The sequence below is a fragment of the Cyanobium sp. BA5m-10 genome (genome assembly GCF_024346255.1).
In the GTDB taxonomy this organism is placed as follows: domain Bacteria; phylum Cyanobacteriota; class Cyanobacteriia; order PCC-6307; family Cyanobiaceae; genus Cyanobium_A; species Cyanobium_A usitatum.
The window spans coordinates 1-25,841 of the sequence record NZ_JAGQCP010000024.1; the positions used below are offsets into that span (position 1 = coordinate 1).

Below are 25,841 nucleotides of genomic sequence, written 5' to 3' on the forward strand. Positions count from 1 at the left end.
GCTCTGCTGCACGCTCTGGATCAGGCCGGGCCAGTCGGCGTGGTCGCTCATCACGAAGCCGCGCTCATAGCCGCGGCGGCGGCGAGCGCCACGCACCGCCATCCAGCCGCTCACGAACGCCGTTTGCGGCAACTTGAAGCGCTTCATCCACACCGAGCGGTGGGCCGACGGCGGCGCGATCACAAGGCGGCCCGCCAGCGATTCCCCCTTAGCGATTGCGCTCACCGCCAGGGTGGGCGGCAGCCGCACCCCCGCCTCCCGGTAGGCCGGCATCAGCGCTTCCACGGCGCCGTGCAGCAGGATCTCGTCTTTGACGCCGATGGCGGCTAGCTCCGCCAGCAGCCTCTGGGCCTTGCCGAACGCATAGGCAAACAGGATCGAAGGGCGCTCCGGCGCCGCCTGCCACCAGCTCAGGATCTCGCCTGCCACCTCGGCGCCGCTCTGCCAGCGGTAAATCGGCAGGCCGAAGGTGGCTTCAGTAATAAATACGTTTGCCTGCACCGGCTCAAACGGGGAGCAGCTGGGGTCGGCGCAGCGCTTGTAATCGCCGCTCACCAGCCAGCTTTCACCGCCCGCCTCGAGTCGGATCTGGGCGCTGCCCAGCACATGCCCGGCGCTGTGAAACGACACCCGGGCCTCCCCAATGCGATGGGCGGCGCCGTAGTCGACCGGGATCAGGTTGATCGTGGCCCCCAGGCGTTGCCGCAGGATCGCTTCGCTGGCGCCCACCGCCCAATATTCGCCGCAGCCGGGCCGGGCGTGGTCGGCGTGGGCGTGGGTGATCAGGGCCCGGGGCACCGGCCCCACGGGGTCTATCCAGGCCGCCGCCGCCCGGCAATAGAGCCCCTGGGGGGTGTGCTCCAGCAGGCTGCCGGTGGGGAGGGGCATGGGAAGAGGTTCTCAGGTTTCGTCCCAAAGGGTCTGCAGCGACCAGGGGCCGCCCTCCAGCAGCCAGAACGATCCATCCACCAGGCGGAGGTGCTGATCCAGCGAGGCGATCCGCTCGAGATCGGCCGGTGTGAGTGTGATCTCCGCTGCCGCCAGGTTTTCCAGCAGCCGCGCCGGGCGCACCGATTTGGGAATGGTGGAGATGCCGCTCTGCAGCTGCCAGGCGATCAGCACCTGGGCGGGGCTGCAGCCATGTTCCGCGGCGATCGCGCCGATCAATGGGTTTTCCAGCAGCACCGGTTCATCGGCGCCCTTGAGGGCGGCGGGCCGGTCCTGGGAGCCGAGCGGCGAGTAGGCGGTGAGGTGAACGCCCTCGGCTGCGCAGTCAGCCACCAGGGCTGGCTGTTGCAGTAGGGGGTGCCGTTCCACCTGATTCACCTCCGGCCGGATCCGGCAGTGGGCGAGTAGATCGTGGAGCTTGCGGCTGGAGAAATTGCTCACGCCGATATGGCGCGTGAGGCCCGCCTCCAGGGCCGCTTCCATTCCCTCCCAGGTGGATTCGAGCGGCACCTGCGCCGGTGGCAGCAGGTCATCGCCGCTGGTGGGAAAGGCCACGCCTTGCTTGATCGGCACAGGCCAGTGGATCAAATAGAGATCCAGCCACGCCAGGCCGAGATCAGTGAGGGTGTGGCGCAGCGCCGCTGCGACGTTGTCCCGTCCATGGGCATTGCACCAGAGCTTGGAGGTGATCCATAGCTCCTCCCGCTTCACCTCGCCGGCATCGATGGCGCCGCGGATCGCCTCGCCCACCTCTGGCTCGTTGCCGTAAACGCTGGCACAGTCGATGTGGCGGTAGCCCAGCCGGATGGCCTCTCGCACCGCGGCCCCCACTTCACCCGGAGCCGATTTCCAGGTGCCAAGCCCCAGCAGGGGCATGGAGTCGCTATTGGCGAAGGTGACAGTGCGCATGGGGGCACCTTAGGGAGCCTTGCCTAAGGCGAACTCTCTGTTTAGGTATCTGCCCTGGCGGCGGCTCAGCGGCTCATGTCCAACATTTTTTCGATCGGTGCCAGGGCCCTTAGCCGCAGCGCCTCATCCATCAAGATTTCTGGTTCCATTCGATCGAGGCACTGCCACACCTTTTCCAGGGTGTTGAGCCGCATGTAGGGGCAGGCGTTGCAGCTGCAGCCGTCGGCGCCGGGCACCTCGAAAAAGGTCTTTTGGGGCAGCTTCAGCCGCATCTGGTGCAAGATCCCCGGCTCGGTGAGCACGATGAAGCTGGTGGCGGGGCTCTGCTCTGCTTGACGCAAAAGGGCGCTGGTGGAGCCGATGAAGTCGGCCAGGTCCAGCAGGTGTTGCTGGCACTCGGGATGGGCCAGCACCTCAGCCGCTGGGTGCTCGAGCTTCAGCTGCAGCAGGGCTTGTTCGCTGAAGGTCTCATGCACGATGCAGCTGCCTGGCCAGAGGGTGAGCTGGCGGCCGCTCTGGCGCTGTACCCAGCGGCCCAGGTTTTGGTCGGGGGCAAACAGGATCGGCCGGTCGGCTGGCAGCTGCTTCACCAGATCCACCGCGTTACTGCTGGTGCAGATCAGGTCGCTGAGGGCTTTCACTGCCGCCGAGCAGTTGATGTAGCTCACGGCGATGTGGTCTGGATGCTCGGCGCGGAAGGCGGCAAACTCCTCTGCCGGGCAGGCATCCGCCAACGAGCAGCCGGCCTCCAGATCTGGCAGCAGCACGGTTTTGTCCGGGCTGAGGATCTTGGCGGTCTCCGCCATGAAGTGAACGCCGCAGAACACGATCACCTCGGCGTCGGTGGCGGCGGCCTTGCGCGAGAGCTCTAGCGAGTCGCCGATGAAGTCGGCGATGTCCTGAACGGCTTCGTCTTGGTAATAGTGCGCCAGGATCACGGCCTTGCGCTCCTGCTTCAGGGCGCTGATAGCGGCGGGCAGATCTTGCGGTGCGTGGTTATTGGTGGCGGTGAAAACCAACCGGGGGCCTCAGCTGATGCAGGATGGCATGAGCCTAGGCAGCAGTGATGGCGGTATCCGGCGGGGGTAAAACGCTCCGCATTGCCATCGCCGGAGATCTGCATGGTGAATGGGACCACAGCGACCATGCGCTGCTGGACTGCCTGGCCCCCGATGCACTGCTCGTCGTGGGCGACCTAAGCGATGGTCAGCAGCGAATTCCGGCCCTGCTGCGCCAACTGCCCATGCCAGTGGCCTGCATCCTTGGCAACCACGACACCGGCAAGGACGCTTCTGGGCGCACGCTGCAGCACCAGATCGACCTGCTGGGAGAGGTTCACTGCGGCTGGAAAATGCGAGCCCTGAGCCCGCCGGATCTGGCGGTGGTGGGGGGGCGGCCGGCAACCGCCGGCGGTGGCTTCAAGCTTTCTCGGGCGGCGCTGGCTGCCTTCGGTCCGGTGAGCTTGCAGGAGTCGGCCGATCGGATCACGGCCGCCGCCGCCACCGCACCCACCGACTGGCCCCTGGTGTTGCTGAGCCATAGCGGACCCTGCGGACTCGGCAGCGATGCCACCTCCCCCTGCGGCCGCGACTGGAAGCCACCCGCCTGCGACTGGGGTGATCTCGACCTAGCCCTGGCCATCCGCCAGATCCGCCTCAATCGCCCGGTGCCGTTGGTGGTGTTTGGGCATATGCACCACGCCCTTAGGCGCGGCCAGGGGGATCGCCAAAGCTTCTGCCGCGACCGGGCCGGTACCTCCTACCTCAACACCGCCTGCGTTCCCCGCCATGGCACCGATGGCGCCGGCCAGGCCCTGCGGCACTTCAGCTGGGTGGAGCTGGTGGGCCAGGAGGTCGTGAGTGCCAGCCATCGCTGGTTTGGCCTGGGTGGTGAGCTGCTCTACGAAGAGCGCCTCTGGACTGCTCCCAACCCGGCCCCTAACCCGGCCCCCAACCCAGCTCCCGAACTGGCGCCGTGCTGATTTATGCCTGCGTCAGTGCCCATGGTTTTGGCCATGGCTCCCGCACCGCTTCCGTTTTAACAGCCCTGCATGGGCTGCGGCCCCACTGGCGCTTGGTGTTGTCCACGGCCCTACCTGAGGCCTTTCTGCGCTCTGCCCTGGGGCCCGTGCCCTTTGAACACCGCCCCTGTCGTTGGGACGTGGGCGTGGTGCAGGCCGATGCCCTTGGAGCGGACGCTGGGGCAACCCTGGCCGCCCTATCGGCCCTGGAAGCTGAGCTGCCCGCCCAGCTGGCGGCTGAGCAGGCCTGGCTGGCGGCCCAAGCGATGCCGCTGCTTGTGCTTGCAGACGTGCCCCCAGCGGCGGCGGCCTTGGCTCGAGGCCTCGGGGCGCCTCTGATCTGGCTGGCCAGCTTTGGCTGGGAGGCTATCTACGGGGCGATGGGTGCCGCTTTCAGCCCCTGGGCCGACCTTTGCCTGGCGGCCTACCGCCAGGGCGACCTGTTGCTGCGCTGTCCCCTGGCGATGCCGATCGACTGGGGCATCCCCGAGCTGGCGATTGGGCTCACCGCCGGCAGCCCCCGGCTTGAGCCAGGCAGCCTGGCCCGCCAGCTGCAGTTGCCGGAAGAGCGTGATCGTTGCGTGCTGGTGAGTTTTGGGGGGCTGGGCTACGACCTGGATCCGGAGTTGCTGCAGCTCTGGCCCGATCACGTGTTTATTAGCCCGGATCCCCGCCTGGCCTCAGCTGCCAACTGCCGCCTGCTGCCTGCTGGGGTGAGACCGCTGGAGGTTTTGGGGTACTGCGCCCGCCTAATCACCAAGCCCGGGTATAGCTCCTTTTGCGAGGCCTTGAGCGCCGGCGTGGGGGTGCATTTGGTGCATCGCGAGGGTTTTGCCGAAGCGCCCGTGCTGGAGGCGGCTTTGCTGCGCCACGGCTGGCACCGGCTGCTCAGCCAGGAGCAGGCCCGCCAGGGGGATTGGCAGCTCGACCAGCCCTTGCAGCCCCCCAATGGTGAGCCACTGGCTAGCGATGGCGCGGTCCAGGCGGCCGAGGCGCTGGCAGCTTTTGTAGCGGGCCGTTCGTTTTAGTCAAAAATTCAGGCGCAATTTACCTGGGTCACAGTGATCTGAACTGTTTGCTGTAGTTGTTGACACCGGTAGACACTTATGTGATTGGCACTAACTCCATCCTGTCTGGGTGGATTGATAGGCAAATTGGCACAAACAAATCTTTTCTTCGCATTTCAGATTTGGCCGCCTGCAGGCGGTCTGCCGTTTGATCCGCTCCGGTATGACCTTGCCCAGCACCTGTTTTCGATCCGCCCTTGCCTTGGCCGTAGGCCTGGGCACCCTTTCCCTGACTGCTCCGGTAGCCCAGGCATCTGAGCTGCTCCAAGCATCCGAGCTGCTCCAAGCATCCGGGCCCACTCAGCCCAGCTTCCCCACGGCTCTGGCCCTGCCCCTGCCCCCACCACCGGTGCGGATCTTCGCGATCACGGCTGAGCGCCGCGCCCTGCTCAACACCATTCGCTACGCCGAAGGCACCTGGGCCGATGGCGACGACATCGGCTACCGGATCATGTTTGGTGGCGGCCTGATGCCCTCCCTGGAGCGCCATCCCGACCGGGTGGTTCGCACTGCCCGCTATGCCAGTGCCGCGGCGGGTGCTTACCAGTTCATGCCCTTCACCTGGACCATGGTTACGCGCTCCTTGGGAATCGAGGCCTTTGGCCCCCAGGTCCAAGACCAGGGCGCCGTCTACCTAATTCAGCGTCGTGGTGCCCTGGCCCTGGCTGATCAAGGCGTGTTCTCGCCCTTGCTGGCTGCCAAATTGGCCCCCGAGTGGGCCAGCTTTCCCACCCTCGCTGGCCGCAGCTTCTACGGCCAGCCGGTGAAGCGCTTCCACGACCTCAAGCGCTTCTACGACGACAACCTCAGCCGTCTGCGCGATCAGCAGCCCCAGTCCATAGCCAGGGCTGAAATCAAGCCCGCCTGTGCGCCTGCGGGCTCCTTGCGCTGTCAGCTCGAGGGGCTTGAAAAGCTGGGACCGCGCAGCCGCAGCCAAAACCCCGGCTGAAGCTTCTAACCCTGATCGGCATCCTTGAGCCTGGCCTTACCTACGGTGGCTCCGGCGATTAGGTAAGCGCCAAGAGCTGCGCCGAGGAAGGCCAGGGTGTTGCGGGCAACCGGCAGCAGGTCGTTGGTGCGGGTCAGGATCGGGCCCAGGCCTAGTGCGCCAAACAGGATCAGCCACAAAGGTGAGAGCAGCAGCACCCAGGCCCACTCCACCTTGCGACCCTCTTTGCGCGGGTAGGAAGCGAAGCCCGCCACCAGGCCGCCGAGCATGGAAGTGGAGAGGGTGAGCAGCCACTGCTCGCGTGGCAGGCCCGGCACCACCTGGCAACCACCCCGCTCCAAACACATTTCCACCGCTGCTAGGGCATCGACAATGGCGGCGTCCTGGCCGTTGTCGCGCACGTAGTACTGGTTGCCGAAGCGGGTCTGCAGCTCCACCCAGTAGGTGCGGGGCATCAGGGCGAATAAGGCATCGCCGACGTTGAAGTTGAGCAGGTTGCCGCCGCGCTCATCGGCCACCAGCAGCAGGCTGCGTTCGTCCAGGTTCCAGAAGTCCTTCACCGCCTGGCCTGGGGTGCGGTCGTACTGGGTGAGCACCCGCAGTTTCCAGCCGGTATCGGCCTCGAAGCGGGTGAGATTTTCTTCCAGGCTGATGCGCTGACCATCGGTGAGGGCCTTGGCCAGGTCGATCACCGGGGTGGGGTGGTCCGGTAGGAGGTCGGGGTTGTCGTAGGCCTGGGCCGGAGCGATACCCACACCCAGCCAGCAGGCCAACACCAGCAACAGCGACACCAGCGCAGGCAGCACGGCGTTCCAAGCGCGACCCATTCACCAGCCTCAGCGAAGATACATTCTCCCTGAGCAGGCGTCTGAACGTGAGCTTGCCCCCCTGGCTGCTGCAGCGCCTCGAGGCCGTCGGCGCAGCGGTCCCTTTCCGCACCTACATGGAATGGGTGTTGCACGATCCGTTGCACGGCGCCTATGGGGCTGGCCGGCTGCGCATCGGCCCGGCGGGGGATTTCGCCACCGCCCCCTCCCTCGGCCCTGATTTCGCGGCCCTGCTGGCACCCCAGCTGGCCGAGTGGCTCACTGCCCTGGCGGCCGGTCCCGGGCCCCTGGCCCTGGTCGAGGCAGGGCCAGGGGAGGGCAGCTTGGCCCTGCAATTGGCCCAGGCCCTGGTGGCTGGTTGGCCCCAGCTGGCCCAGCGCCTGGAGCTCGTGCTGGTGGAGCCCAACGAGGGCATGGCGGCCCGTCAGCGAGCCCTGCTGCAGGACTGCCCCTTGCCCTGTCGCTGGGCCAGCTTCGCCGAGCTGGCGGCATCACCGCTGCGCGGCGTGGTGCTCGCCCATGAGGTGCTCGATGCCCTGGCGGTGGAGCGGATCGAGTGGGACGGGGCTCTCTGGCGCCAGCAAGTGGTGGCGCTGCACGAGGGCCCTGGGGCGGAGCTCTCGCTGCGGCTGGAGCCCGGCGAGCCCCTGGAGCCGGCAGCGGCCGCCCAACTCGAGCCCCTCGGACTCCTGCCCCCAGCGCCCCAGCGCCCTTCCGGCTGGTGCAGCGAGCTGCACCCGGGCCTGGCCCCCTGGCTGGCTGAATGCGCCGCAGCCGTGGCCGAGGGCCAGCTGCTGGTGATCGACTACGCCTTAGAGGCCTGGCGCTACTACGCCCCCCAGCGCTCTGGCGGCACCTTGATGGCATACCGGGGCCAGCAGGCCAGCGGCGATCCGCTGCTGGAGCCAGGCGCCTGGGATCTCACAGCCCATTTGTGTGTTGAGAGCGTCGATGCCGCCGCCTCCTCCAGCGGCTGGCTGCCCCTGGGCCAGTGCCGCCAGGGCCAGGCCCTGCTCGCTCTGGGCTTGGCCGAGCGGCTGCACGGGCTGCAGCAGGAGGCCCCGGCTGCCCTGGCCACCGTGCTGGCCCGGCGCGAGGCCCTGCTGCGGCTGGTAGACCCCGTGGCTCTGGGAGATTTCCGCTGGCTGGCCTACGGCCGGGGTGTGGCCCCAGTGCTGCCCCGCTTCAGCCGGGAGCCGGGATCGCTGCCTCCAGCCATTGGTTGAGGGCTTGGGGCTGCTGGGTGGGACTGCTGGTGATTTCGATGATCCGCCCGCTGGCGGCCGGGGTTTCCAGGGCCTCTAGGCACACCCGGGCCACCAGGCGGCGGGGCAGGCTGCTGCTCTCCTGCTGGTTGGGGCCGGAATAAACCACCCCCTCCCTTTCGCTGCGGCTGTCGTCCTCGCTGAGGCCGCCGGGGCGCACCACGGTCCAGTCGAGTCCGCTTTCTTCAAGCCAGCGCTCGCCTAGGCGTTTCCACACCAGGATCAAGCCAAACAGGTTTAGGGGGTGCTGCCAGCGACCGGCGCAGAGCGAACTCACCAGCACCACCCGCTTCATGCCCACCGCCTGACAGGCGCGGATCTGATCGCGCACCCCGAAGGCATCCACCTTGAGGGGGCCGGCCAGATCCACTGATGGCCGGGCGCCAGTGGCGATCACCAGGGAGTCACAGCCGCTCAGGGCGGCATGCAAGGCCTCGGTGGCACTGAGATCCAGGCGCCGCACATCGAGCCGCCCTTGCTGCTCTGCTTCAGCCAGGGCCGCTGGCAGCACCGAGCCGGGCCGCACGATCGCCCGCACCGCCAGGCCCCGCTTCAAGGCTTCATCCACCACACGCCAGCCGGTTTTTCCGGATGCTCCCGTCACTGCCACCAGGCTCATCGCTGCATCTCCGCCACCACAGCTCCATGTTGCTCGTTTGGGGGATTAGCTGGCAGCAGGCTGCGCATCAGCCAGGTTTCAGCTGCTAGCGGCCGCAGCAGCCGGCTCAGGATCACAGCCAGGGCAAGCGGTTCGGCTGGCGCCCGCCGCGTCGGCCACTGGCCATCGCGGCGGTATAGCCGTTGTTGCAGCCACTCTTGGCGCTCCTCCGCAAGCTCGTTTGAAATCGGTGCCCAGCTGCAGCCCAGGCGCCTGCCGCGGCAGGCCTCGATTCTCAGGAGCCAGCGACGGCCGTCGCTGGTGGTGAGTTCGAGTGCTTGCCCCGGCTGCGGCGATGCCTGCTCCAATTCAAGCTCGAGGCCCGCTTCGCTTAAGGCCACCAGTTGGGCGGGCTGGCCAGCTAGCTGCACCGACTCTCGCCAGGCCAGCCAGGGCACGGCATCGCTGCGGGGCCGATCCCAGCAGCAGCGCAGGGCGGCCAGCAGCAGCAGCACATTCACTAGGGCCCAGCCCACCCCGAGGGCCAGGGTGGCCTTGCTCTCGGGCAATAGGTCTAGCCGGATACCGCTGGCGATGGGGAGCAGATTCAGCAAGGCCACCAGCTGCAGGCTGAGCAGGGCCAGCAGGGGCAACAGCAGACGCGGTTCGGGGTTGGTTTGGCGGCCGCTGGCCAGGGCCTTGGGTGTGACCCGGAAGGGTAGGGGCCTGCCCAGCAGGGTGCCCAGCACCGCTCCCACCAGCGGCAGCAGCACCACCAGGCGGTAGAGCTCGCTGGTGAGTGCGGTGCGGCTGTGGGCCGTAAGCCAGCGAGCCAGCACAAGCTGGGCGCCGTAGAGGGGCAGGGCCATCTGCAGCAGTCCGGCACCGCTGACGCGCAGCGGCGCGATGCCCAGCACCCCCAGGCTAAGGGGCATCAGCAGCAGCAGCAGCTGGGGCAGCGCGTTGAGCCAGTGCAGGATTCCCTCGAGAAAGGCAAGCCGCTGGATCGGATTAAGGCCCTTGATCAGCAGGGGGTTGGCACCGGTGCGCAGGGTCTGCAGGGTGCCGCTGGCCCAGCGGCAGCGTTGGCGGGCAAAGGCGGCGGCGGTGAGGGGCGCCAGGCCAGCGCTGAGCTTCTCCGGCACGAATAGCAAACGCCAGCCGGCGGCTGTGAGCCGAATGCCGGTGGCTAGGTCTTCCGAGGGGGTGCCCGTCTCGAAGCCACCCACCGCCAGCAGGGCGGAGCGGCGCACCACAAACGACGTCCCCGCACACACCACCGCCCGGAGCCGTTGGCGCACCGGCTCAATCCAGCGGTAGAAGCTCTCCTCATCCGGTAACAACCAACGCTCCAGAGCCAGGTTGCGGATCACCGGATCGGCATTCATATAGGTCTGGGGTGTCTGCACCAGGCCCACCTCGGGGCTATCAAATAGCCCAACCGTTCGCTCCAGGAAGCCCCGCACCGGCACAACGTCCGCGTCGAATACGGCGATCAGCTCGCCCTGCAGCTCCGGCAGTACATGGTTGAGGTTGCCGGCCTTGGCATGCTCCCGCCGCTCGCGGCTGCGGTAGTGACAGCCCAAGCCCTTGCACAGCTCCGCCAGCTCCGGCCTGCCGGAATCGTCGAGTAGCCAGAGGCGGAAGCGGCCGTAGTTGAGGGCGCGGCAGCCGCGCAGGCAGCGCTCCACCACCTCGATCGGCTCGCCGTAGCTCGGCACCAGCACATCCACCCAGGGCAAGCTGGCGGCCTGCTTGGGGTCTGCGCTAGCCGGGGCTTGTCTTTGGGCCGGTGCCAGGGTGAACAGCAGCTGCAGGAAGCCGTGGGCCAGCAGCCAGAGCTCGGCTGCCAGCAGCAGCAGGCTCAGCGCTGCAGCCAGGGGGCTATCGAGGTTGAGGGTGGCTGTGCAGCGCCAAAAGACGTAGCGACCAGCCAGCAGGGCCAACAGCAGTACGGCCCAGGGCAGGGCCATCAGCCGGGTGGAGCCGGGGGTGGGCAGACGCGCAAGCTGAAGTCACAGCTCCAGATGGTGGCCTTTTGCCAGCTCAAGGGAATTTCCAGCAGGTCCCTAGGTCCCGTGATCCCCTGGTCCAGAAAGATCAGGGCCGCCAGGGCGTTGGCACTTAGGTGCAGGCGCCGCCAGCGCAGTTGGCGCTGGATCTCCGGACGGGCCGCTAGGGAGAAGAGCAGCAAGCCGGTGAGCCCCATACCGCCCCAGAAATGGGATTGCCAGAAGGCTGGATCGAGGGGGTTGTCGCTGAGCCGCCAGATTTCAGGTTGCATGCCCAGGCCGATCACCCCTATCCAGCAGAGCAGGGCAAAGCTGGCCCGGTAGCTGGCTTGCCGCACCCGCCACAGAGCTACCAGGGCCAGCACGCTGCCAGCCAGCACGAGCAGCAGCAGGGAGCTGCGCATGGCGTCGAGCTGGCTGGGCTTCTGGGTGAGGATCACCACCGCGTAGGCAATCAACTGGATGGCCACCACCGAGCTGGTGAGCCAGCGCCCCAGGGCGGTGTGTTCGCTGCCGGAGCTTGCCGGCGCCTTGCCCAGGCTGAGGCGGCGCCGGCGGGTCTGGAGGGCCAGCTGCAAGACAGCGCCCAGCAGCGGAAAAACCAGGGCTACCGCCAGGGCGGGATGGAGCAGCCAGAGCCAGTCAACGCTGCTCATCGTCTTGGAGGCTGTAGGTGTGCGGTGCCTAAACCCTAATTAGCCCAGCTGGCTGCCTACGGTGCGCTGGATTGCAAAACGTTGTGGCAGGGCCAATCATTCGCGCCAGCGGGTTGAGCAAGACCTACCGAATCAGCGAGAAGCAGCCTGGCCTGGCCGGCACAATCCAACATCTGCTGCGGCGACGCCATCGCGATGTGCTGGCGGTGAATGGAATCAGCTTCACGATCGAGCCGGGGGAGATCGTTGGCTTCCTGGGCCCCAATGGCGCCGGTAAGACCACAACCTTGAAGATGCTCACCGGCCTGATCCACCCCAGCGGCGGCGAGCTGGAGGTGGCAGGTCACCAGCCATTTCGGCGTCAGGCCCGCTTCTTGCGCCAGATCACCCTGGTGATGGGCAACCGCCAGCAGCTGATCTGGGACCTGCCCGCCCTCGATTCGCTGCGGGTTAATGCCGCTGTCTATGGCATTGCGGAGGCGGAGGCCCAGCGGCGTATTGGCCAACTCGCCGAGATGCTGGAGCTGGGCCAGGAGCTGCGGCGACCGATGCGCAAGCTTTCCCTGGGCCAGCGGATGAAGGCCGAACTGCTGGCGGCCCTGCTGCACGAGCCGGCGGTGTTGTTTCTCGATGAGCCCACCCTGGGTCTGGATGTGAATGCCCAGGCGCGGGTGCGGGATTTCCTCGCCGACTACAACCGCCGCACCGGCGCCACCGTGCTGCTCACCAGCCATTACATGGGTGACATCACCGCCCTCTGCCCGCGGGTGCTGCTGATCCACCAAGGCCAGCTCTTCCACGACGGTTCCCTGGCCGATCTCACCCAGCGGTTGGCCCCCTGCCGCCAGGTGCGGCTGGAGCTTGCCGACCTCCACCCACCGGATGCCTTTGCCGGTTTCGGCCAGCTCGAGGCCCATCAGGGCCACCTGGTGCGGCTGCTGGTGCCGCGGGCCCAGCTCGCAGAGAAGGTGGCGGCGCTGCTGGAGCGCTTTGCGGTGGTGGATCTGGAGGTGAGTGATCCGCCGGTGGAGGAGCTGATCGGCGGTTTGTTCCGCCAGCGTGATTCAAACTCCGGGGCTTCCCAGTGAGCTGGGCATGGCGGGTGGCGCGGGCGCTGCTGGGCAGTCAGTACGCGCTGATGCTCGAATACCGGGCCGAGATCGCCCTCTGGGCCCTATCTGGGGTGTTGCCCTTGATCATGCTCGGCGTCTGGAGCGGCTCGGGCGCGGCGGCGGCGGCTGGCCTCTCACCCCAGCAGCTCAGCCACTACTTTCTTGCTGCCTTTGTGGTGCGCCAGTTCACGGTGGTTTGGCTGATTCAGGTGTTCGAAGACGACGCCCTGCAGGGCCGCCTGTCGCCCTTCCTGCTGCAGCCGCTTTCGCCGCTCTGGCGATACCTGGCGGCCCATTTTAGTGAACAGGCGTCGCGAATCCCGTTTGTGGCCGTGATGGTGCTGGTGGTGGGGCTGGCGGCGCCCGGCTTGCTGTGGCTGCCGTCAGCGGGGGCTTTGCTGCTGGGAATCCTGGCGATTGTGGCGGCCTTTCTGCTGCGCTTTCTGCTGCAGGTGCTCGTTACCACCCTCTGTTTTTGGAGTGAGCGGGCAGCGGCCCTCGACCGGCTGTTGATGATTCCTTATCTGTTTTTATCGGGCATAGTTGCACCCCTTGACACCTTTCCTCCAGCGGTGCGGCGGCTGGCCCTGGCCACGCCCTTCCCCTGGATGGTCGACTTCCCCGCCCGGCTGCTGGCCGGCGAACCGGTGAATGTGGCTTTGGGTTTTGGGGCGATCGCCGCCTGGTGCCTGCTGCTGCTGCCGATCGGCCACTGGCTGTGGCGGGCGGGCCTGCGCCGCTACTCGGCGATGGGCGCGTGAGGGAGTTTGCGCGCTACTGGCGCAGCCTGCGCCGCTTCTGGGGCACCTCCCTGGCGGCCGAACTCGAATACCCGCTCAATGCCTGGATCGAGTTGCTGTCGGTGCTGGGCAACCTGGCAGGCAGCGTCTTTGTGCTGCAACTGCTGTTTGGTGGCGGGCCCCAGCTGGGGGGCTGGAGTTGGAGCGGCGCTTTGGTGGTGCTGGGCCTCTACACCGTGCTGGATGGGTTCACCACCTGCGTGTTGCAGCCCAATCTCAGCCGCATCGTTAACCACGTGCAGACCGGCACCCTCGACTACGTGCTGCTCAAGCCGATTGATAGCCAGTTCTGGCTGTCGGCCCGCACCGTGTCGCCCTGGGGGTTGCCAGGAATATTGGCTGGCCTTGGCTTGATCGCCTGGGCCCTGCTGAACAAGGGTCCTGGGGCTCCATCCGGCCTGCCGGCGGCAGGGCCCGTGCTGCTCTCCCTGGCGCTGCTGCTTGCAGCCCTGGTGATTCTTTACAGCCTCTGGTTTGTGTTGGCTGCCCTCAGCATCTGGTTTGTGAAGGTGTGGAATGCCACCGAGGTGTTGCGCTACACCCTGGTGGCGGGTCGCTACCCAGTGAGTGCCTATCCGCCGGCGCTGCGGTTGCTGTTCACCTTTGTGCTGCCGGTGGCCTTCCTCACCACCGTGCCCGCCGAGGCGCTGCTGGGGCGGGGTTCGGCCATCTGGGCTTTCGGTTCTTTGCTGGCCGCCGGGCTTTGCCTGGCTGGCAGTCGCCTGCTGTGGCGCTACGCCCAGCGCTTCTACACCTCTGCTTCTAGTTGAGCGGAGCTGCGGGTCAGCGCGCCATCATCGATCCACCGGCTCTCCCCAGTTGCTGCCGCACCCCATGGTGATCCCCGCTCCTGCCAATCCCACCTCCAGCATCAGGGAGGAGCACTGGTTGCAGCGTTGGTATCCGGTGGCCTATCTGCAGGACCTCGACCCTCGCCGCCCCACGGCCTTCACCCTGCTGGAGATGGATCTGGTGCTGTGGTGGGACGCTGCTGGCCAGCAGTGGTGCGCCTTTGCCGACGTCTGCCCCCACCGGCTCGTGCCCTTGAGCGAAGGCCGCCTCAACGAAAGGGGTGAGCTGGAGTGCCCATATCACGGTTGGAGTTTCAACGCCCAAGGCAGCTGCACCGCGATCCCCCAGGCCGAAGTCGCAATCGACGCCAACCCCCGCAGCTCCTGCCGCCGCTACGCCACAGCCAGCGCCCAGGGGCTGCTGTTTGTGTTCGCCGGCGACCATGCCGCGGCTGTGGCGGTGCCCCTGCCGCTGGTGCCCGTGCTCGAGGAACCCGGCTGGCTGGTGCAGGACACCTTCCGCGACCTGCCGATGGATGCCCTCACCCTGCTGGAGAACGTGCTCGATGTGAGCCATGTGCCCTTCACCCACCACCGCACGGTGGGTAAGCGCCAGAACGCTGCTCCGGTGGTGGCCGAGCTCACAAGCTTCGGGCCGGAGGGGTTCACCGCCACTTGGCCCGAGGGCCCGCGCCGGGGGCGCCTGGGCAGCCAGTTCACCACCTTTCAGGCGCCGGGCCTGATGTGGCACGACCTCACGGCGAAGGGATTTGCCCGCTTTCTCACGGTTGTGTATGCCACGCCGATCCGGGCTGGGGAATGCCGCTTGTTTGCCCGCTTTCCGTTTCAGTTCCGCTCGCTGTTGCCCAGGCTCCTGCTGCGGGCTCGGCCGGTGTGGTTGCAGCACATCGGTAACCACACGGTGCTCGAAGACGACCAGGTGTTTCTGCACTGGCAGGAACGGGTTCAAAGCCAGGCGAGCTTTCTGCCCACCAGCGCCGACATCTACGTGCGGGCGTTGCATAGATGGGTCAAAGATGTTGCTGGCCAGCCATGCCCAGGCTCCGCCCTGCCGCCCCGGCTGGGTCGGGTAGCCCTGATGGATCGCTACGACAGCCACACCCGGCACTGCCGTGCCTGCTCCGGTGCTCTGCGGCAGATACGCCGCTGGCGGCCGCTAGTGCTGGTGGCCCTGGGGGTGGAGCTGCTAGTGGCGGCCTGGCTGCCCGGGCTGCCGGCGCGGTTGACCCTGCTGGTGCTGCTTGGCGGCAGCGCCCTGCTACTGCGGCAGCTAAACCGCTGGGAGCGCCAGCTATTGCGCGGCGACGGCCACCCACCCCGCAACGCCCTTTAGGCGCAGCTGGCGAGCGCGCTGCGGATGGTTGCTTCGCTGACGTCGCTGCGGATCTCAACCCTGCCGATGCCTGTGGGCAGCACGAAGCGCACCTGACCCTCCCTCACCTTCTTGTCGCCCTGCAGGCAGGCCAGCACGGCGTCGGGGTCGAGGGCTGGCCAGGCCAGCGGCAGACCTGCGGCGGCGATCACGGTTCGCTGGCGGGCCTGGTCGCTAGCGCTCCACAGGCCCATGGCCAGGGAGATTTCGCCAGCCGCCAGCATGCCCAAGCCAACGGCTTCGCCATGGAGGTAGGTGCCATAGCCGCAGAGGGTCTCCACCACGTGGCCCAGGGTGTGGCCGTAGTTGAGGATCGCCCGCAGGCCCCCTTCGTGTTCGTCGGCGGCCACCACCTTCGCCTTGGCGGCGGCGGAGCGCACCAGAATTCGCTGCAGCAGCTCGGCTGACAATGTGTTCAAGCTGGCTAGCTGGGGGCCGCTCGCCTCTAGCTCGGCCAGCAGCTCGGAGTCGCCGATCACGCCGTATTTGATCACCTCGGCCATGCCAGCTCGAAATTCGCGCTCCGGCAGGGTGCCAAGGCTGCTGGGGTCGATCAGCACCAGGCGCGGCTGGTGAAAAGCGCCGATCAGGTTTTTGCCGCCGGGGTGATTGACGCCGGTCTTGCCGCCGATCGCCGCATCCACCATCGCCAGCAGGGTGGTGGGCACCTGAACCACGGCAATGCCTCGCAGCCAGGTGGCTGCCGCAAATCCCGCCATGTCGCCAACTACGCCACCGCCAAGGGCAACGATCAGCGAGCCCCGCTCCAGCCGGCGGGCAAAGGCTGCGTCATGGATCAGGCCCACGGTGGCTGGGGTTTTCTGATCTTCTCCCGCCTCGATCACGAGGGTGCTGGCATCGAGGCCAGCCGCGCTGAGGCTTTGCAGGGCAGTGGCGCCGTAATGGGCTTCCACCACAGCGTTGGTCACCAGCAGCACCTTGGTGCCGGCTTTAAATCCCAGGCCCCGAATCTGGTCGCCCAGACTCAGCAAGGCTGCCGAGCCGATGATCACCGGGTAAGGGGAAGCCTGCAGCTCCACCCTGATCGTTTGCAGATCCATAGGGCGATCATCCTCCAGCCCAGGTACTTTGCCTTGCATGAGCGAGGCCAATCTCCGCAAGCGCACCGCCACAGCCTGGGGCTTTTTGACGCCTGCCCTGGTGCTGATCGGCCTGTCGGTGCTGATTCCGGCAGCGATGGCCTTGGTGATGAGCTTCAGCCAGGCCGGCCTCGATGTCAGCGAGCCGCTGCGCTTCGTTGGCCTGGCAAATATCCGGCGCCTGCTGGCCGACCCGATGTTTTTCCGGGTCACCGGCACCACCCTTTTGTATTTGCTGGGAGTGGTGCCCCCAATCGTGGTCGGCGCCCTGGCCCTGGCCGTGCTGGTCAACCGCCAGTTGCCTGGGATCCACTGGTTTCGCGGTGCTCTGTACACCCCGGTGCTGGTGTCGATCGTGGTGGCGGCCATTGCCTTTCGCTGGATCTATGCCGAAAACGGCCTGATAAACGGCTGGCTCACCGCCCTGTTGGGCAGCCGCTTCGATCCCATCGGTTTCCTCACCTCGCCGCTGCTGGCCCTGCCGTCGGTGATGCTCGTGACCCTCTGGAAGGGCCTCGGCTACTACATGGTGATCTTTCTGGCCGGGCTCCAGGGCATCTCCCCCGATCTCTACGAGGCGGCGGCCCTCGATGGCAGTGAGGGCTTGCGCAAGCACCTAGACATCACCCTGCCGCTGCTGCGGCCCTACATCACCCTGGTGGCGGTTATTTCCGCAATTGCGGCCACCAAGGTGTTCGAAGAGGTGTATTTAATGACTCAAGGTGGCCCTGCCGATTCGACCCGCACCCTCGTTTACTACGTCTACGACCAGGCTTTTGCTGAGCTGGAGATCAGCTACGCCTGCACGATTGGTTTGGCACTGTTTTTAATCGTGTTGATGCTGAGTTTGGTGCGCTATCTCTTCGCCGGTGATCGCGGCCTCACTTGAAGAGCCTGTTACTAGACCAGTCCCGGAAGCCTGCCTAGGGTTCAGCCGCCTGAGATGAAGGCCATGACTTCCTCCGGTGGCAAACCCCGCTCCAGCCTCAGCGAGCGCCAGATGGTGGGCCTGTTTAGCCTAGGGATGGGCGTGGTGCTGTTTCTACTGATCCTGATGCGGGGCCAGCAGGCCGCCCGCGAGGGAAACCAGGAGTTCAGCAACGACACCTACAGGGTGCTGGTTTCGCCACTGGTGTTTTCAGCTTTTGGCGTGGTGTTGTTGCGCTCCCCTAAGGCTGGGGCTGGCGCCCGGGGACGGGCGCTGGAGCAGTCGCAGCGCACCACCCAGTCGGCCCAGGCCGCCCTATCCAGGGTTGATGAGGGAGCTAGCCAGCAGCTGGCCCAGGCTCGCGCCGAGGCGGCGGCGGCACTGGCAGCGTTGGAGTCGCTCCAGGGCGAACAGGACCGAACCGCAGCCCAGGCGGGCGCAAAAATTAGGGCTTTGCAGGCTGAGCTCTCTGCCGCCCAGCAGGCTCACGTTCAATTAGAGGCCAACCTGCGCCGCGATCTGGTTACCCAAACAGCCGACACCAGCGGTGCTTTGGCGGCCGTCCAGTTGGTGGAGGGCAACCTGGATGCCTTCGCCGGTGGCTTCAATGATCAATTGGCAGCGGTTCGGCGTCAGCTCGATGGGTTGATTGCCAGTCAGGAGCAGCAGCTGGCCCAGCTACGCAGCGAGGCAAGCCAAGCCCAGGCGGCTCTAGACCGACTTCGCGGCGACCAGGAGGCCCAGGAAGTGGTGGACCGTTTGGAGCAGGGCGCCCCAGCTTTTGTGGCTGCCGCCCCAACAGCCGCTACCGGTTCCGATGCCTTCCTGAGTTGCTACCGAGAGGCTTGCGAAGAGCTGGGAGTACTACCAGGCAGTGGTTGGCAGGACGTGCGCACTACCTGGCGCCGTAAAGTGGTCGATTGGCATCCAGATCAGGGTGGTGACTCCAGTCTTTGGGTCCGCCGCAATGCTGCCTATCAGCTGCTTGTGGCCTGGTACGAGTTCAACGGGGCGTCCTGATTCATACGCTGCAAGCTGCGAGTTCCAAGATCCGTGGCTGGTGCCAACCCTGTGACTGAGCCAGTTGCTAGCGCTGCAGTTGCTATCGGTGTAGTTGGTGGCGGCCAATTGGCCTTGATGCTTGCCGCCGCTGCCCGCAAGCTCAATGTGCCCCTGCATGTTTTGACACCAGTGGCTCAGGATCCAGCCACTGCCCTTGCCAGCAGTGTGGTGCTGGCTGAACTCGACGATGTGGCGGCCACCCGGGAGCTGGCGCGCCGCAGTGGCGCGATCACCTTTGAAAACGAATGGGTAGACCTGCCGGCCCTGGCGCCGCTCAGTTTTGACGGAGTCGTCTTTCTGCCAAGTCTGGAGGCCCTCGCTCCCCTAGTCAGTAAGCGGGGCCAGCGGCAGTTGCTGCAGGATCAGGGGTTGCCATGCCCGTGCTGGTGCGATCTGCCCACCAGTGGCCTGTTGCCTGAAGGCTTCAACTACCCAGTGATGGCCAAGGCCTCCACCGGCGGCTACGACGGCAAGGGGACAGCCGTGTTGCGCAGCCCTGAAGATCTCACGGCCCTGCTGGCAAGGGTGCCCCTAGGCGACTGGATTCTTGAGGAGTTTGTCAACTTTGAGCAGGAGCTCTCCCAGCTCGCCTGCCGCGACCGGGCTGGCAACGTGCGCTGTTATCCCTTGGTGCAGACCCACCAGCACCAGCAGGTATGCGACTGGGTGCTGGCGCCGGCCTCAGTGCCCCATGCGGTGCAGGCCTATGCCCGCAATATCGCCGCTTCCCTGCTCACGGCAATCAATTACGTGGGCGTGATCTCCATTGAGCTTTTTTATGGGCCGAGCGGTCTGCAGGTTAATGAAATCGCCCCCCGCACCCACAATTCCGGCCATTTCACGATCGAGGCAGCCCATACCAGCCAGTTCGAGCAGCAGGTGAGGATCGTTGCTGGCCTGCCGATGGGGTCTGTCGAGTTCCAGGTGCCGGGGGCACTGATGGTGAATCTGTTGGGCTTTGAAAGTTCGGAAGCCGACTACCAGGCTCAGCGGGATGATCTAGCTGGCATACCGGAGGCCACGGTGCACTGGTACGGCAAGGAGGGCTCCAGCCCAGGACGCAAGCTTGGTCATGTCACCCTGCTGCTGCACGGGGTCACAGCTGGGGAACGGGCTGGCCAGGCGGAGCAGCTTTTAGAGCGGGTCAGATCCATCTGGCCCCTGCCCCCGCAAAACCCGTAATCGGCCTACACTTCCAGAGGACTGCCTTGTTGGTGACTGCCTTTTACAGTTTTCTGATCTGACTCCCTTTTCGACATGGGGGTCTGCAGCGGAAGCAACGTAAACCGGCCTCGTAGCCGGAAACGGCGCCCCGTCCTTGACCCTCTTCTGGTTCCACCAGGTCGAACACTGGGGCAAAACGGCACGGCGGTCCACCCCTTTCAAATCAACGCCTCTCGATGAGTTCGGCGGGGGCGTAGCGAACCTTCGCCAGTGAGGCGTACTTATCGCTGCTGTCGCGATAGCCAGCCGCACACACCACACAGCTGCGGTAGGGCGAGTCCGCCAAGTTGAGAATGCGGTCGTAAGCAAGGGGATCGAAGCCTTCGATGGCACAGGTGTCCACTTCGAGCAGGGCTGCAGCTGTCATGAAGGTGCCCAGGGCGATGTACACCTGGTTGCTGGCCCAGCGGTCGATCTGCTGGCTGCGAGGCCCATTGATCAGGTCGACATCGATCATCTGGCGGTAGGTGGCCAGGGCGGCTGAATCGAGGCCGCGAACGGCTGCCATCGTTTCGATTAGGCGATCGGCTTCGGCGGCGCCGATCTGGCGTTGCACCAGGAACACCACCAGGTGAGAGCAGTCGGTGATCTGGCTCTGGTTCCACGACTCGGGGCGCAGCTGCTCGCGCAGGGCGGGGTCGTTTATCTCCAGAAATTTCCAGGGCTGCAGGCCATAGCTCGATGGGCTCTGCACGAGGGCGTCCTCCAGGGCGGCCCAGGTGGTGTCGTCAATGCGGCGACTGGGGTCAAACACCTTGGTGGCGTAGCGCCAGGCCATGGCCCCATTGAGCTGCTGGGGGGAGATCGGCATGGTGGGGTGGCGACAACGGTGGAGATCAGGGGCCATTCTGGACCTTGTTACTGCCGTGGTCGGGTTCGGCCGCCAGCCTCGATGGAGTCCTTTCAGCAGGCCTTTGAAGCCCTTCTGGCCCTCGCCCCTGGCCCGGTTTTTCCTCGCGCTCGGGAGCTCTACTTGCGCAAATACTGCCTCGAGGGACGCGACGCCCAGGATCGCTTCCGCACCTTCCTGTTTGAAGAGGAGATTCAGGAATCAGAAGGGGGCACCGTGCGGGTAAGCGCCCTGAGCTTCGCGGTGGTGCATTGGCAGGCAGCCCAGAGCACCCCTCAGGAATATGCCGCCTACCTTCAGCAGCGCTGGCAGCTGCAGCCCGAAGGGCTCAGCCTTGAGCTTGAGCCCTGGTTTCGGGAGGGAGGCGCCTTTGCCCTGTTTCAGGCAACGGCGTCCTACGAGCGTTCCCCTTCCGGTGAGTTGCTGTTGGGTGGTGTCTGACCCAGCAAGCGATCTAGGCACTGCTGCAGTTGCTCGCGGCTCCAGCCGGTGACTACAAACACCTCCTGCACGCTGCTGCCGCGGCGGGCGACCAGCTTGTGGCCCCCGGTGATGGGCGCTGAAACCCGCAGCCGCATCTGACTGCTGCGGCCACGCACGCGGCTGATAACCGCCGGGGTGACGGTGTCGATGCCAGGGCAGAGCGCAAGTTGCTTGAGCAGCGGAATCAGCCCCTCCACGTAGGTGCTGTGGGTGATGACCACCCGGCCCATCAGGCCCGCTCCAAAGGAGCCATGGTCAGGCCGGCTGCTCCCAGCTGCTGGTGGTAGAGCTCAGCCTGCTCCTGGGGGCCGCACCACACCACCGCCGAACCCTCCCCGTCTATGCGGTGGGCCAGCTCCCAGGCCTTATCAGCGAGCATGCCCGGGATGATGCGCATCAGTGATTCCACCACGTGCTGAAAGGTGTTGAAGTCGTCGTCAAGCACCACCACCTTGAAATCGGGGTATGGCTGGCGCAGGCGCAGTCGCTCCTGAACGGGGCTGGCGGAGGAAAGGACCACAACCACGGACTGCAACGACGAACACCTTTAGGGCTCCAGCCTAGGTAAAGTGCCTTCAACGACTGCAAGCTGCACCATGTTGATCTCTGCGGGTTGGGCCTCATTGGCTGCTCTTTTCAGCTTTTCCATCGCCATGGTGATTTGGGGTCGTCACGGCGACAACAGCATCAAGTTCTGACCTGGCTTTGACGATCCTCTGTGCCTGAGCTGAACCTCTCCGCCTCCCAGGTGCTTTCCGCAATCGCGGTGTTGCTTCTGATGTTTGTCAGCGGAGGCGTGATCTATCTCTCCATCATCGAGTGGAGCGATCGTCGCCGTCGCAACGCCCTTCAAACCAAGCGTCGCAAGTGAGCCAAGCCGGCTCTTCGCCACCATCCCCCACTCCCTCTGGGTTAGCGGATTGGGCCTGGCAGAGCGCCGCAGAGCTGCTGGTGCCACCCCCAGCTGGACCCTCTAGCCCTTCGGCAGCCCCCGACCTAGAGGTACTTGTTGAGGCCATTGACTCGGCCCAGCCGAAGCTGCCGCTCAGTGGTGATAGCGATAAGCACGAACCGGGCAGCTGGGATCCGGCTTTGCTTGCCTCCCTCGGTCTGACCCTGCTCAGCCGCACCGCTGATGCCGAGCAGGATGAATTGCTGCGCCGCGCTGCAGACGGCCTGCGCCAACAACTAGCGGGCAACATCGTCACCTACGTGGTGAACCGCAACCTCAACGTTTCAAACCACTGCGTCAAGCACTGCAGCTTCTGCGCCTTCCGCCGCGATGCTGGCGACCCCGGCGCCTACTGGCTTAGCGAAGCCGACCTGCAGCAAAAAGCCGCCGAGGCGCTTGAGGCTGGAGCCACAGAGCTCTGCATCCAGGGTGGACTCAACCCAGCCGCCACGGTGGCAGGCAGTCAGCTGGCCTATGCCGAACGGTTGCTTGGCCTGTTGCAGCAGGCAGCACCGGGGTTGCACCTTCATGCCTTTTCGCCCCAGGAGCTGCTTTATTTCGCCCAGCACGACAGGCTGCCCCTCGATCAGGTGCTGGCGCGGCTGCAAGCGGCTGGTCTGGGATCGGTGCCGGGTACGGCGGCCGAGGTGCTTAGTGAGCAGGTGCGGCAGGTGCTCTGTCCGGAGAAACTCACGGCCAGGGAGTGGGTGGCGGTGATGCTTCAGGTGCACCAGCACGGCTTGCCTGCCACCAGCACCCTTATGGCAGGCCACATCGAGTCCCCGGCAGACCTGGTGGCTCACCTGCTCACCCTGGTGGCGGTGCAGCGCTACGCCTTGCAGCATCAGCGCCAGGGTTTCACTGAGTTTGTGCTGCTGCCTTTTGTGGGCGCCTCGGCGCCAGCTGCCCTGCGCTCCCGGGTGCAACGGGACCAGCCCGACCCTGCAGCGATGTTGCGGCTCACGGCCCAGGCCCGGCTGTTACTGGGGCCCTGGTTTCGCTTCCACCAGCCCAGCTGGGTGAAGCTCACCCTCCCTGGAGCCACCGAGGCCCTGCGCTGGGGATGCAATGACCTGGGCGGCACCTTGATGGAGGAACACATCACCACGATGGCGGGTGCCAGCGGCGGCACCCGCCAGTCCCCCCAGGCGCTTGAGGCGGCTGCCCAGCGGCTTGGCCGTCCGGTGCGGCGCCGCACCACCCTCTACGGAGCTGTGGCGTGACCCGCTTGCGCTGGACCCTCACCCTGACTGTTCTGCTGCTGCTGCTTCCCGCTGGCTTGCTGCTGCGATCCCCCCGGCCCCGGGCCGAGGGCCTGGAGCGGTTGATTGGCCAGGCTGCCCTGCTGCAGAGCTTTCCCGCCGCCCCGGAGCGACCGGTGCCAGCCCTGTGGAGCCAGCGCCTCGGCGCTGCTCAGGCGCGTCAGATTTGGCGTCAGCAGCGCCGCTTCTGGTGGCAGTTCTGGGGGCGCGATGGCGATGGTGGCGCCTTTTTGGCCTATCAGTTTCAAGCAGGAAGCCCCCTGCCTCCCCATGGAATTCGGGTTGATGACCTCGTGGTCGTGGCAGCCGATCCCCTTGCCAAGCGGCTACTGCAAGACCAGCTCAAGTTGGCCCAACGTCAGCGCCGCGGTCTGGAGCAGCGCTGTCTGCAGCGGTTGCAGCAGGAGCAAGCGGTTTTCTGGGCCCCCCTTGGCCTCGGCGTGATGGCGGGCCCTGCAGCCCCTTTGCTGCAACGCTTCCAGGAGGGATGTTTGAGTCTCGAGCTCGAGGGGGCCAACCTGGGGCTCGCTGGAGAAGCAGCTGCCGCCAGCGGCCTGCTGGCCGCCCCAGGTCGTGCGGCGCGAGCTGTTGTCCCTCCCCCCCTGCCTTCAGAGTTGCTGCTGGAGTGGCGCGGTCCTGGCCTTGAGGGCTTATTGCAGGGGCTGTTGAGCCGCCAGCTGATCCGGGAACCGCTGTCGGCTCGCTACGGCATCGGTGATGCCCAAATAACCATGCTGCGTCGTGTGCCCTTTGTCTTGCGACTGCGCCCGCTGGCCCAGGGGCCCTTCCAGACAGGTCTGGAGCTGCAGTTGGCGGTCTCAGGGGATCGGCGTCCCTGGAACCAGATGCTTGCCGGGCTGGTTGAACCGCTGGAGACCCAGGGACTCGAGGCGACTCAATCTGGCTCCAAGGCCTTAGCCGCGACGCTTTGGCGCCAGCAGGATGGGCGAGTCGTGGGAGGTTGGCGCTGGGTGCTGGCTGGTTCAGGCAGCCCCCAGCTGCTGCTGTTCCTTGGCCCCGAACCACCTGCCGGATCTCCTGCAGCAGCCACGCCTGTGCTGAGCCAGCCCGGCCTCGGCGCTTCGATGCAGTTGCGGCTGCGGCCTGCAGCGCTTGCAGAGCGTGGCTTGCTGCCGCCCGAATTGCCCAAGCCCGTCCAACTAGCAAGCCAGCTCAGCCTGACGGCAGTGCCAGCTGCTCATGGCTCAGCCCTCAGCCAGCTGACTGGGCGGCTTCAGCTGCAATCTCGGTAGGTGCCTCGGTGGCTTCCTGTTGCTGCCGTTCCCGTTTACGGCGTTCAGCAGCAACGGTTTCCGCCATTAGCTCAACGGCCTGGGCCATTTTCTCGAGGTTGGTGGCATAGAGACTTAGGTCCTTGTCGAGTCGCTCGCGCAGCAAGCCCATGGCGCCGCCCAGATCGTGGGCATAGCTGCGCATGACGGAGGCATCCAAGGCGTCTGCGCCCTGCGCCTGCTCCAACAAGCTCAGCAGGCCTACGGCCATCAACCGTGAATAGTGGAAATCGGGGCGGCGGATGCCAGCAAGAGCTGCCGCAAGGGGTTCGGGTGCGCCCGAACCCTCCTGTTCGATCCACTGCTTCACCTGCTCGACGCTGTGGCTGCCCATGGCTGCCATGGCGCTGTCACGCTGCTGGCGCAACTGGTCGGCATCGAAGCCGGAAGCGGAACAAAGGGCCTGGAGCAGGGGGAGACGCTGGGCGTCAGGGCGATAGCCCCGGGCAAAACTGTCGAACACCTGGATCAGGCCGCAGGCAAACAGGGCATCACTGCGAAAGCCGGTTTGACGGCTGAGCAGGTGCAGCTCCACAAGCAGCTCATCCACCATGCGGCGATAGAGGGGCGCGATCACGTAGGGGAAGGCGCGATGAAACTCCCGCTTGCTGTCGGCAACGGTGAGGGCTGCACTCACGCTGGATTAGGCCAAGGTTGGTCGACCTTAGCCGCCCAGGCTCAGTAGGATCGGGACCACTTGCGAATGCAGCTCCATGATCCCGATCGTGATTGAAGAGTCGGGCCGGGGTGAGCGCGCATTTGACATCTATTCCCGGCTACTGCGGGAGCGCATCATCTTCTTGGGTGAACCGGTCACTGCTGAGTCGGCCAACCGGGTTGTGGCCCAGTTGCTTTTCCTAGAGGCAGAAGATCCCGAGAAGGATGTTTTCATGTACATCAATTCTCCGGGCGGATCGGTATACGACGGTCTGGGAATATTTGACACCATGCAGCACATCAAGCCAGATGTGCAAACCGTCTGCGTGGGTCTGGCCGCTTCGATGGGTGCCTTCCTGCTTTGCGCTGGCACCAAGGGCAAGCGCAGCAGCCTCACCCACTCGCGGATCATGATCCACCAGCCCTTGGGCGGCGCCCGCGGCCAGGCCAGCGACATCCGCATTCAGGCAAACGAAATCCTCTACTTGAAGCAGAAGCTCAACCAGGAGCTCAGCGATCGCACGGGCCAAGCCCTGCCCCGCATCGAGGAAGACACCGACCGCGACTTTTTCATGTCACCCGCGGAGGCTGTTGAGTACGGCTTAATTGACAAGGTCATTGAAAAGCGACCAGTGCGTCCCGTTTGAGGGACTGGCTGGCGTTCCTGGGCTATATCTGATTAAT

29 protein-coding genes and 1 other RNA gene are annotated in these 25,841 nt (G+C 65.8%); 18 read left to right on the plus strand and 12 right to left on the minus strand.

Annotation, left to right across the window (positions count from 1 at the left end):
• From KBY85_RS09550 to nadA, 3 genes are all read right to left on the minus strand, one after another.
• A partial coding sequence (locus KBY85_RS09550; protein ID WP_254961273.1) for a ligase-associated DNA damage response exonuclease occupies positions 1 to 888 on the minus strand: 888 nt, incomplete at its 3' end.
• A 12-nt stretch (positions 889 to 900) separates the two neighbouring features.
• Complete coding sequence (locus tag KBY85_RS09555) at positions 901 to 1,857, minus strand: aldo/keto reductase (RefSeq protein ID WP_254930761.1); 957 nt, start codon at positions 1,855 to 1,857, stop codon at positions 901 to 903.
• 65 nt (positions 1,858 to 1,922) lie between these two features.
• Positions 1,923 to 2,876, minus strand: coding sequence for a quinolinate synthase NadA (nadA, locus tag KBY85_RS09560; protein WP_254961274.1), 954 nt, complete (start codon positions 2,874 to 2,876; stop codon positions 1,923 to 1,925).
• A gap of 47 nt (positions 2,877 to 2,923) precedes the next feature.
• Here nadA and KBY85_RS09565 point away from each other — a divergent pair, with 47 nt between their 5' ends.
• From KBY85_RS09565 to KBY85_RS09575, 3 genes are all read left to right on the plus strand, one after another.
• Entirely contained in the window at positions 2,924 to 3,838 is a 915-nt protein-coding gene (locus KBY85_RS09565; RefSeq protein ID WP_254961275.1) for a TIGR04168 family protein, read from the plus strand.
• The gene (locus KBY85_RS09570) at positions 3,832 to 4,905 is read left to right on the plus strand and encodes a hypothetical protein (RefSeq protein ID WP_254930764.1); all 1,074 of its coding nucleotides are present in this window, start codon (positions 3,832 to 3,834) and stop codon (positions 4,903 to 4,905) included. The genes KBY85_RS09565 and KBY85_RS09570 overlap by 7 nt, the downstream gene beginning before the upstream one ends.
• A gap of 202 nt (positions 4,906 to 5,107) precedes the next feature.
• Positions 5,108 to 5,893 (plus strand): glycoside hydrolase family 104 protein, encoded by a 786-nt coding sequence (locus KBY85_RS09575; RefSeq protein ID WP_254961276.1) that lies wholly within the window; start codon positions 5,108 to 5,110, stop codon positions 5,891 to 5,893.
• A 5-nt stretch (positions 5,894 to 5,898) separates the two neighbouring features.
• On the opposite strand, the gene KBY85_RS09580 is transcribed toward KBY85_RS09575, so the two are convergent.
• Entirely contained in the window at positions 5,899 to 6,720 is an 822-nt protein-coding gene (locus KBY85_RS09580; RefSeq protein ID WP_254930766.1) for a TPM domain-containing protein, read from the minus strand.
• 47 nt (positions 6,721 to 6,767) lie between these two features.
• On the opposite strand from KBY85_RS09580, the gene KBY85_RS09585 reads away from it, so the two are divergent.
• Complete coding sequence (locus KBY85_RS09585; RefSeq protein ID WP_254961278.1) at positions 6,768 to 7,946, plus strand: SAM-dependent methyltransferase; 1,179 nt, start codon at positions 6,768 to 6,770, stop codon at positions 7,944 to 7,946.
• On the opposite strand, the gene KBY85_RS09590 is transcribed toward KBY85_RS09585, so the two are convergent.
• The 3 genes from KBY85_RS09590 to KBY85_RS09600 are packed head-to-tail and all read right to left on the minus strand — an operon-like array spanning position 7,906 to position 11,251.
• A complete protein-coding gene (locus tag KBY85_RS09590; protein ID WP_254930768.1) occupies positions 7,906 to 8,604 on the minus strand; it encodes an SDR family oxidoreductase in 699 nt (232 codons plus the stop codon). The genes KBY85_RS09585 and KBY85_RS09590 overlap by 41 nt on opposite strands.
• Positions 8,601 to 10,556: a glycosyltransferase gene (locus KBY85_RS09595; protein WP_254961279.1), complete on the minus strand. Its 1,956-nt coding sequence runs from the start codon at positions 10,554 to 10,556 to the stop codon at positions 8,601 to 8,603. Before KBY85_RS09595 ends, KBY85_RS09590 begins: the two co-directional genes overlap by 4 nt.
• Positions 10,556 to 11,251, minus strand: a complete 696-nt coding sequence (locus KBY85_RS09600) for a DUF4079 domain-containing protein (RefSeq protein WP_254961280.1) — start codon at positions 11,249 to 11,251, stop codon at positions 10,556 to 10,558. The genes KBY85_RS09595 and KBY85_RS09600 overlap by 1 nt, the downstream gene beginning before the upstream one ends.
• A gap of 95 nt (positions 11,252 to 11,346) precedes the next feature.
• Here KBY85_RS09600 and KBY85_RS09605 point away from each other — a divergent pair, with 95 nt between their 5' ends.
• From KBY85_RS09605 to KBY85_RS09620, 4 genes are all read left to right on the plus strand, one after another.
• Positions 11,347 to 12,339, plus strand: coding sequence for an ATP-binding cassette domain-containing protein (locus KBY85_RS09605; protein ID WP_254961323.1), 993 nt, complete (start codon positions 11,347 to 11,349; stop codon positions 12,337 to 12,339).
• A gap of 50 nt (positions 12,340 to 12,389) precedes the next feature.
• Positions 12,390 to 13,124 (plus strand): ABC-2 family transporter protein, encoded by a 735-nt coding sequence (locus KBY85_RS09610; protein ID WP_254930774.1) that lies wholly within the window; start codon positions 12,390 to 12,392, stop codon positions 13,122 to 13,124.
• A complete protein-coding gene (locus KBY85_RS09615; RefSeq protein WP_254930771.1) occupies positions 13,121 to 13,933 on the plus strand; it encodes an ABC transporter permease in 813 nt (270 codons plus the stop codon). The genes KBY85_RS09610 and KBY85_RS09615 overlap by 4 nt, the downstream gene beginning before the upstream one ends.
• A gap of 64 nt (positions 13,934 to 13,997) precedes the next feature.
• Positions 13,998 to 15,308: a Rieske 2Fe-2S domain-containing protein gene (locus KBY85_RS09620; protein WP_254961281.1), complete on the plus strand. Its 1,311-nt coding sequence runs from the start codon at positions 13,998 to 14,000 to the stop codon at positions 15,306 to 15,308.
• Here KBY85_RS09620 and aroB read toward each other — a convergent pair.
• Positions 15,305 to 16,408 carry a 3-dehydroquinate synthase gene (gene aroB / locus KBY85_RS09625; protein WP_254961283.1) on the minus strand — a complete coding sequence of 368 codons (1,104 nt, stop codon included), beginning with the start codon at positions 16,406 to 16,408 and terminating at the stop codon, positions 15,305 to 15,307. The two genes, KBY85_RS09620 and aroB, sit on opposite strands and share 4 nt — an antisense overlap.
• Before the next feature lie 37 nt (positions 16,409 to 16,445).
• Here aroB and KBY85_RS09630 point away from each other — a divergent pair, with 37 nt between their 5' ends.
• The 4 genes from KBY85_RS09630 to ssrS all read left to right on the plus strand — a co-directional run bounded on the left by KBY85_RS09630 (position 16,446) and on the right by ssrS (position 19,816).
• On the plus strand, positions 16,446 to 17,336 hold the full coding sequence (locus KBY85_RS09630; protein ID WP_254961284.1) for a carbohydrate ABC transporter permease: 891 nt from the start codon (positions 16,446 to 16,448) through the stop codon (positions 17,334 to 17,336).
• Between the two features lie 63 nt (positions 17,337 to 17,399).
• The gene (locus tag KBY85_RS09635; RefSeq protein WP_254961285.1) at positions 17,400 to 18,395 is read left to right on the plus strand and encodes a hypothetical protein; all 996 of its coding nucleotides are present in this window, start codon (positions 17,400 to 17,402) and stop codon (positions 18,393 to 18,395) included.
• Between the two features lie 51 nt (positions 18,396 to 18,446).
• Entirely contained in the window at positions 18,447 to 19,619 is a 1,173-nt protein-coding gene (locus tag KBY85_RS09640; RefSeq protein WP_254961286.1) for a 5-(carboxyamino)imidazole ribonucleotide synthase, read from the plus strand.
• Positions 19,620 to 19,634: 15 nt separating this feature from the next.
• A non-coding RNA gene (gene ssrS, locus KBY85_RS09645) (6S RNA) lies at positions 19,635 to 19,816 on the plus strand.
• A gap of 8 nt (positions 19,817 to 19,824) precedes the next feature.
• On the opposite strand, the gene KBY85_RS09650 is transcribed toward ssrS, so the two are convergent.
• Entirely contained in the window at positions 19,825 to 20,472 is a 648-nt protein-coding gene (locus KBY85_RS09650) for an NAD(P)H-dependent oxidoreductase (protein ID WP_254961287.1), read from the minus strand.
• 81 nt (positions 20,473 to 20,553) lie between these two features.
• Here KBY85_RS09650 and KBY85_RS09655 point away from each other — a divergent pair, with 81 nt between their 5' ends.
• Complete coding sequence (locus tag KBY85_RS09655) at positions 20,554 to 20,952, plus strand: hypothetical protein (protein ID WP_254961288.1); 399 nt, start codon at positions 20,554 to 20,556, stop codon at positions 20,950 to 20,952.
• Here the strand turns inward: KBY85_RS09655 and KBY85_RS09660 are convergent.
• Positions 20,907 to 21,224, minus strand: a complete 318-nt coding sequence (locus KBY85_RS09660; protein ID WP_106501619.1) for a DUF2103 domain-containing protein — start codon at positions 21,222 to 21,224, stop codon at positions 20,907 to 20,909. The two genes, KBY85_RS09655 and KBY85_RS09660, sit on opposite strands and share 46 nt — an antisense overlap.
• Positions 21,224 to 21,520 carry an ATP-dependent Clp protease adapter ClpS gene (clpS, locus tag KBY85_RS09665; protein ID WP_396121843.1) on the minus strand — a complete coding sequence of 99 codons (297 nt, stop codon included), beginning with the start codon at positions 21,518 to 21,520 and terminating at the stop codon, positions 21,224 to 21,226. The genes KBY85_RS09660 and clpS overlap by 1 nt, the downstream gene beginning before the upstream one ends.
• A 70-nt stretch (positions 21,521 to 21,590) precedes the next feature.
• On the opposite strand from clpS, the gene petN reads away from it, so the two are divergent.
• The 4 genes from petN to KBY85_RS09685 are packed head-to-tail and all read left to right on the plus strand — an operon-like array spanning position 21,591 to position 24,461.
• Positions 21,591 to 21,692, plus strand: a complete 102-nt coding sequence (gene petN / locus KBY85_RS09670) for a cytochrome b6-f complex subunit PetN (RefSeq protein WP_254961290.1) — start codon at positions 21,591 to 21,593, stop codon at positions 21,690 to 21,692.
• Between the two features lie 20 nt (positions 21,693 to 21,712).
• On the plus strand, positions 21,713 to 21,865 hold the full coding sequence (locus tag KBY85_RS09675) for a hypothetical protein (protein WP_254961291.1): 153 nt from the start codon (positions 21,713 to 21,715) through the stop codon (positions 21,863 to 21,865).
• Positions 21,862 to 23,169, plus strand: coding sequence for a CofH family radical SAM protein (locus tag KBY85_RS09680; protein WP_254961292.1), 1,308 nt, complete (start codon positions 21,862 to 21,864; stop codon positions 23,167 to 23,169). The genes KBY85_RS09675 and KBY85_RS09680 overlap by 4 nt, the downstream gene beginning before the upstream one ends.
• Complete coding sequence (locus tag KBY85_RS09685; protein ID WP_254961293.1) at positions 23,166 to 24,461, plus strand: hypothetical protein; 1,296 nt, start codon at positions 23,166 to 23,168, stop codon at positions 24,459 to 24,461. The genes KBY85_RS09680 and KBY85_RS09685 overlap by 4 nt, the downstream gene beginning before the upstream one ends.
• Here KBY85_RS09685 and psb29 read toward each other — a convergent pair.
• Entirely contained in the window at positions 24,421 to 25,137 is a 717-nt protein-coding gene (psb29, locus tag KBY85_RS09690) for a photosystem II biogenesis protein Psp29 (RefSeq protein WP_254961294.1), read from the minus strand. The two genes, KBY85_RS09685 and psb29, sit on opposite strands and share 41 nt — an antisense overlap.
• A 76-nt stretch (positions 25,138 to 25,213) precedes the next feature.
• Between psb29 and clpP the strand changes: the two genes are divergently transcribed.
• A complete protein-coding gene (clpP, locus tag KBY85_RS09695; RefSeq protein ID WP_254961295.1) occupies positions 25,214 to 25,804 on the plus strand; it encodes an ATP-dependent Clp endopeptidase proteolytic subunit ClpP in 591 nt (196 codons plus the stop codon).
• The last annotated feature ends 37 nt before the right edge of the window (positions 25,805 to 25,841 follow it).

What these genes read in the sequence shown, in the direction of transcription:
- KBY85_RS09555 (WP_254930761.1), bottom strand. Translation starts at nt 1,857, where the DNA reads ATGCGCACTGTCACCTTCGCCAATAGCGACTCCATGCCCCTGCTGGGG.
- KBY85_RS09565 (WP_254961275.1), top strand. Translation starts at nt 2,924, where the DNA reads ATGGCGGTATCCGGCGGGGGTAAAACGCTCCGCATTGCCATCGCCGGA.
- KBY85_RS09575 (WP_254961276.1), top strand. Translation starts at nt 5,108, where the DNA reads ATGACCTTGCCCAGCACCTGTTTTCGATCCGCCCTTGCCTTGGCCGTA.
- KBY85_RS09580 (WP_254930766.1), bottom strand. Translation starts at nt 6,720, where the DNA reads ATGGGTCGCGCTTGGAACGCCGTGCTGCCTGCGCTGGTGTCGCTGTTG.
- KBY85_RS09590 (WP_254930768.1), bottom strand. Translation starts at nt 8,604, where the DNA reads ATGAGCCTGGTGGCAGTGACGGGAGCATCCGGAAAAACCGGCTGGCGT.
- KBY85_RS09595 (WP_254961279.1), bottom strand. Translation starts at nt 10,556, where the DNA reads ATGGCCCTGCCCTGGGCCGTACTGCTGTTGGCCCTGCTGGCTGGTCGC.
- KBY85_RS09600 (WP_254961280.1), bottom strand. Translation starts at nt 11,251, where the DNA reads ATGAGCAGCGTTGACTGGCTCTGGCTGCTCCATCCCGCCCTGGCGGTA.
- KBY85_RS09610 (WP_254930774.1), top strand. Translation starts at nt 12,390, where the DNA reads ATGCTCGAATACCGGGCCGAGATCGCCCTCTGGGCCCTATCTGGGGTG.
- KBY85_RS09620 (WP_254961281.1), top strand. Translation starts at nt 13,998, where the DNA reads ATGGTGATCCCCGCTCCTGCCAATCCCACCTCCAGCATCAGGGAGGAG.
- aroB (WP_254961283.1), bottom strand. Translation starts at nt 16,408, where the DNA reads ATGGATCTGCAAACGATCAGGGTGGAGCTGCAGGCTTCCCCTTACCCG.
- KBY85_RS09630 (WP_254961284.1), top strand. Translation starts at nt 16,446, where the DNA reads ATGAGCGAGGCCAATCTCCGCAAGCGCACCGCCACAGCCTGGGGCTTT.
- KBY85_RS09635 (WP_254961285.1), top strand. Translation starts at nt 17,400, where the DNA reads ATGACTTCCTCCGGTGGCAAACCCCGCTCCAGCCTCAGCGAGCGCCAG.
- KBY85_RS09650 (WP_254961287.1), bottom strand. Translation starts at nt 20,472, where the DNA reads ATGCCGATCTCCCCCCAGCAGCTCAATGGGGCCATGGCCTGGCGCTAC.
- KBY85_RS09655 (WP_254961288.1), top strand. Translation starts at nt 20,554, where the DNA reads ATGGAGTCCTTTCAGCAGGCCTTTGAAGCCCTTCTGGCCCTCGCCCCT.
- KBY85_RS09660 (WP_106501619.1), bottom strand. Translation starts at nt 21,224, where the DNA reads ATGGGCCGGGTGGTCATCACCCACAGCACCTACGTGGAGGGGCTGATT.
- petN (WP_254961290.1), top strand. Translation starts at nt 21,591, where the DNA reads ATGTTGATCTCTGCGGGTTGGGCCTCATTGGCTGCTCTTTTCAGCTTT.
- clpP (WP_254961295.1), top strand. Translation starts at nt 25,214, where the DNA reads ATGATCCCGATCGTGATTGAAGAGTCGGGCCGGGGTGAGCGCGCATTT.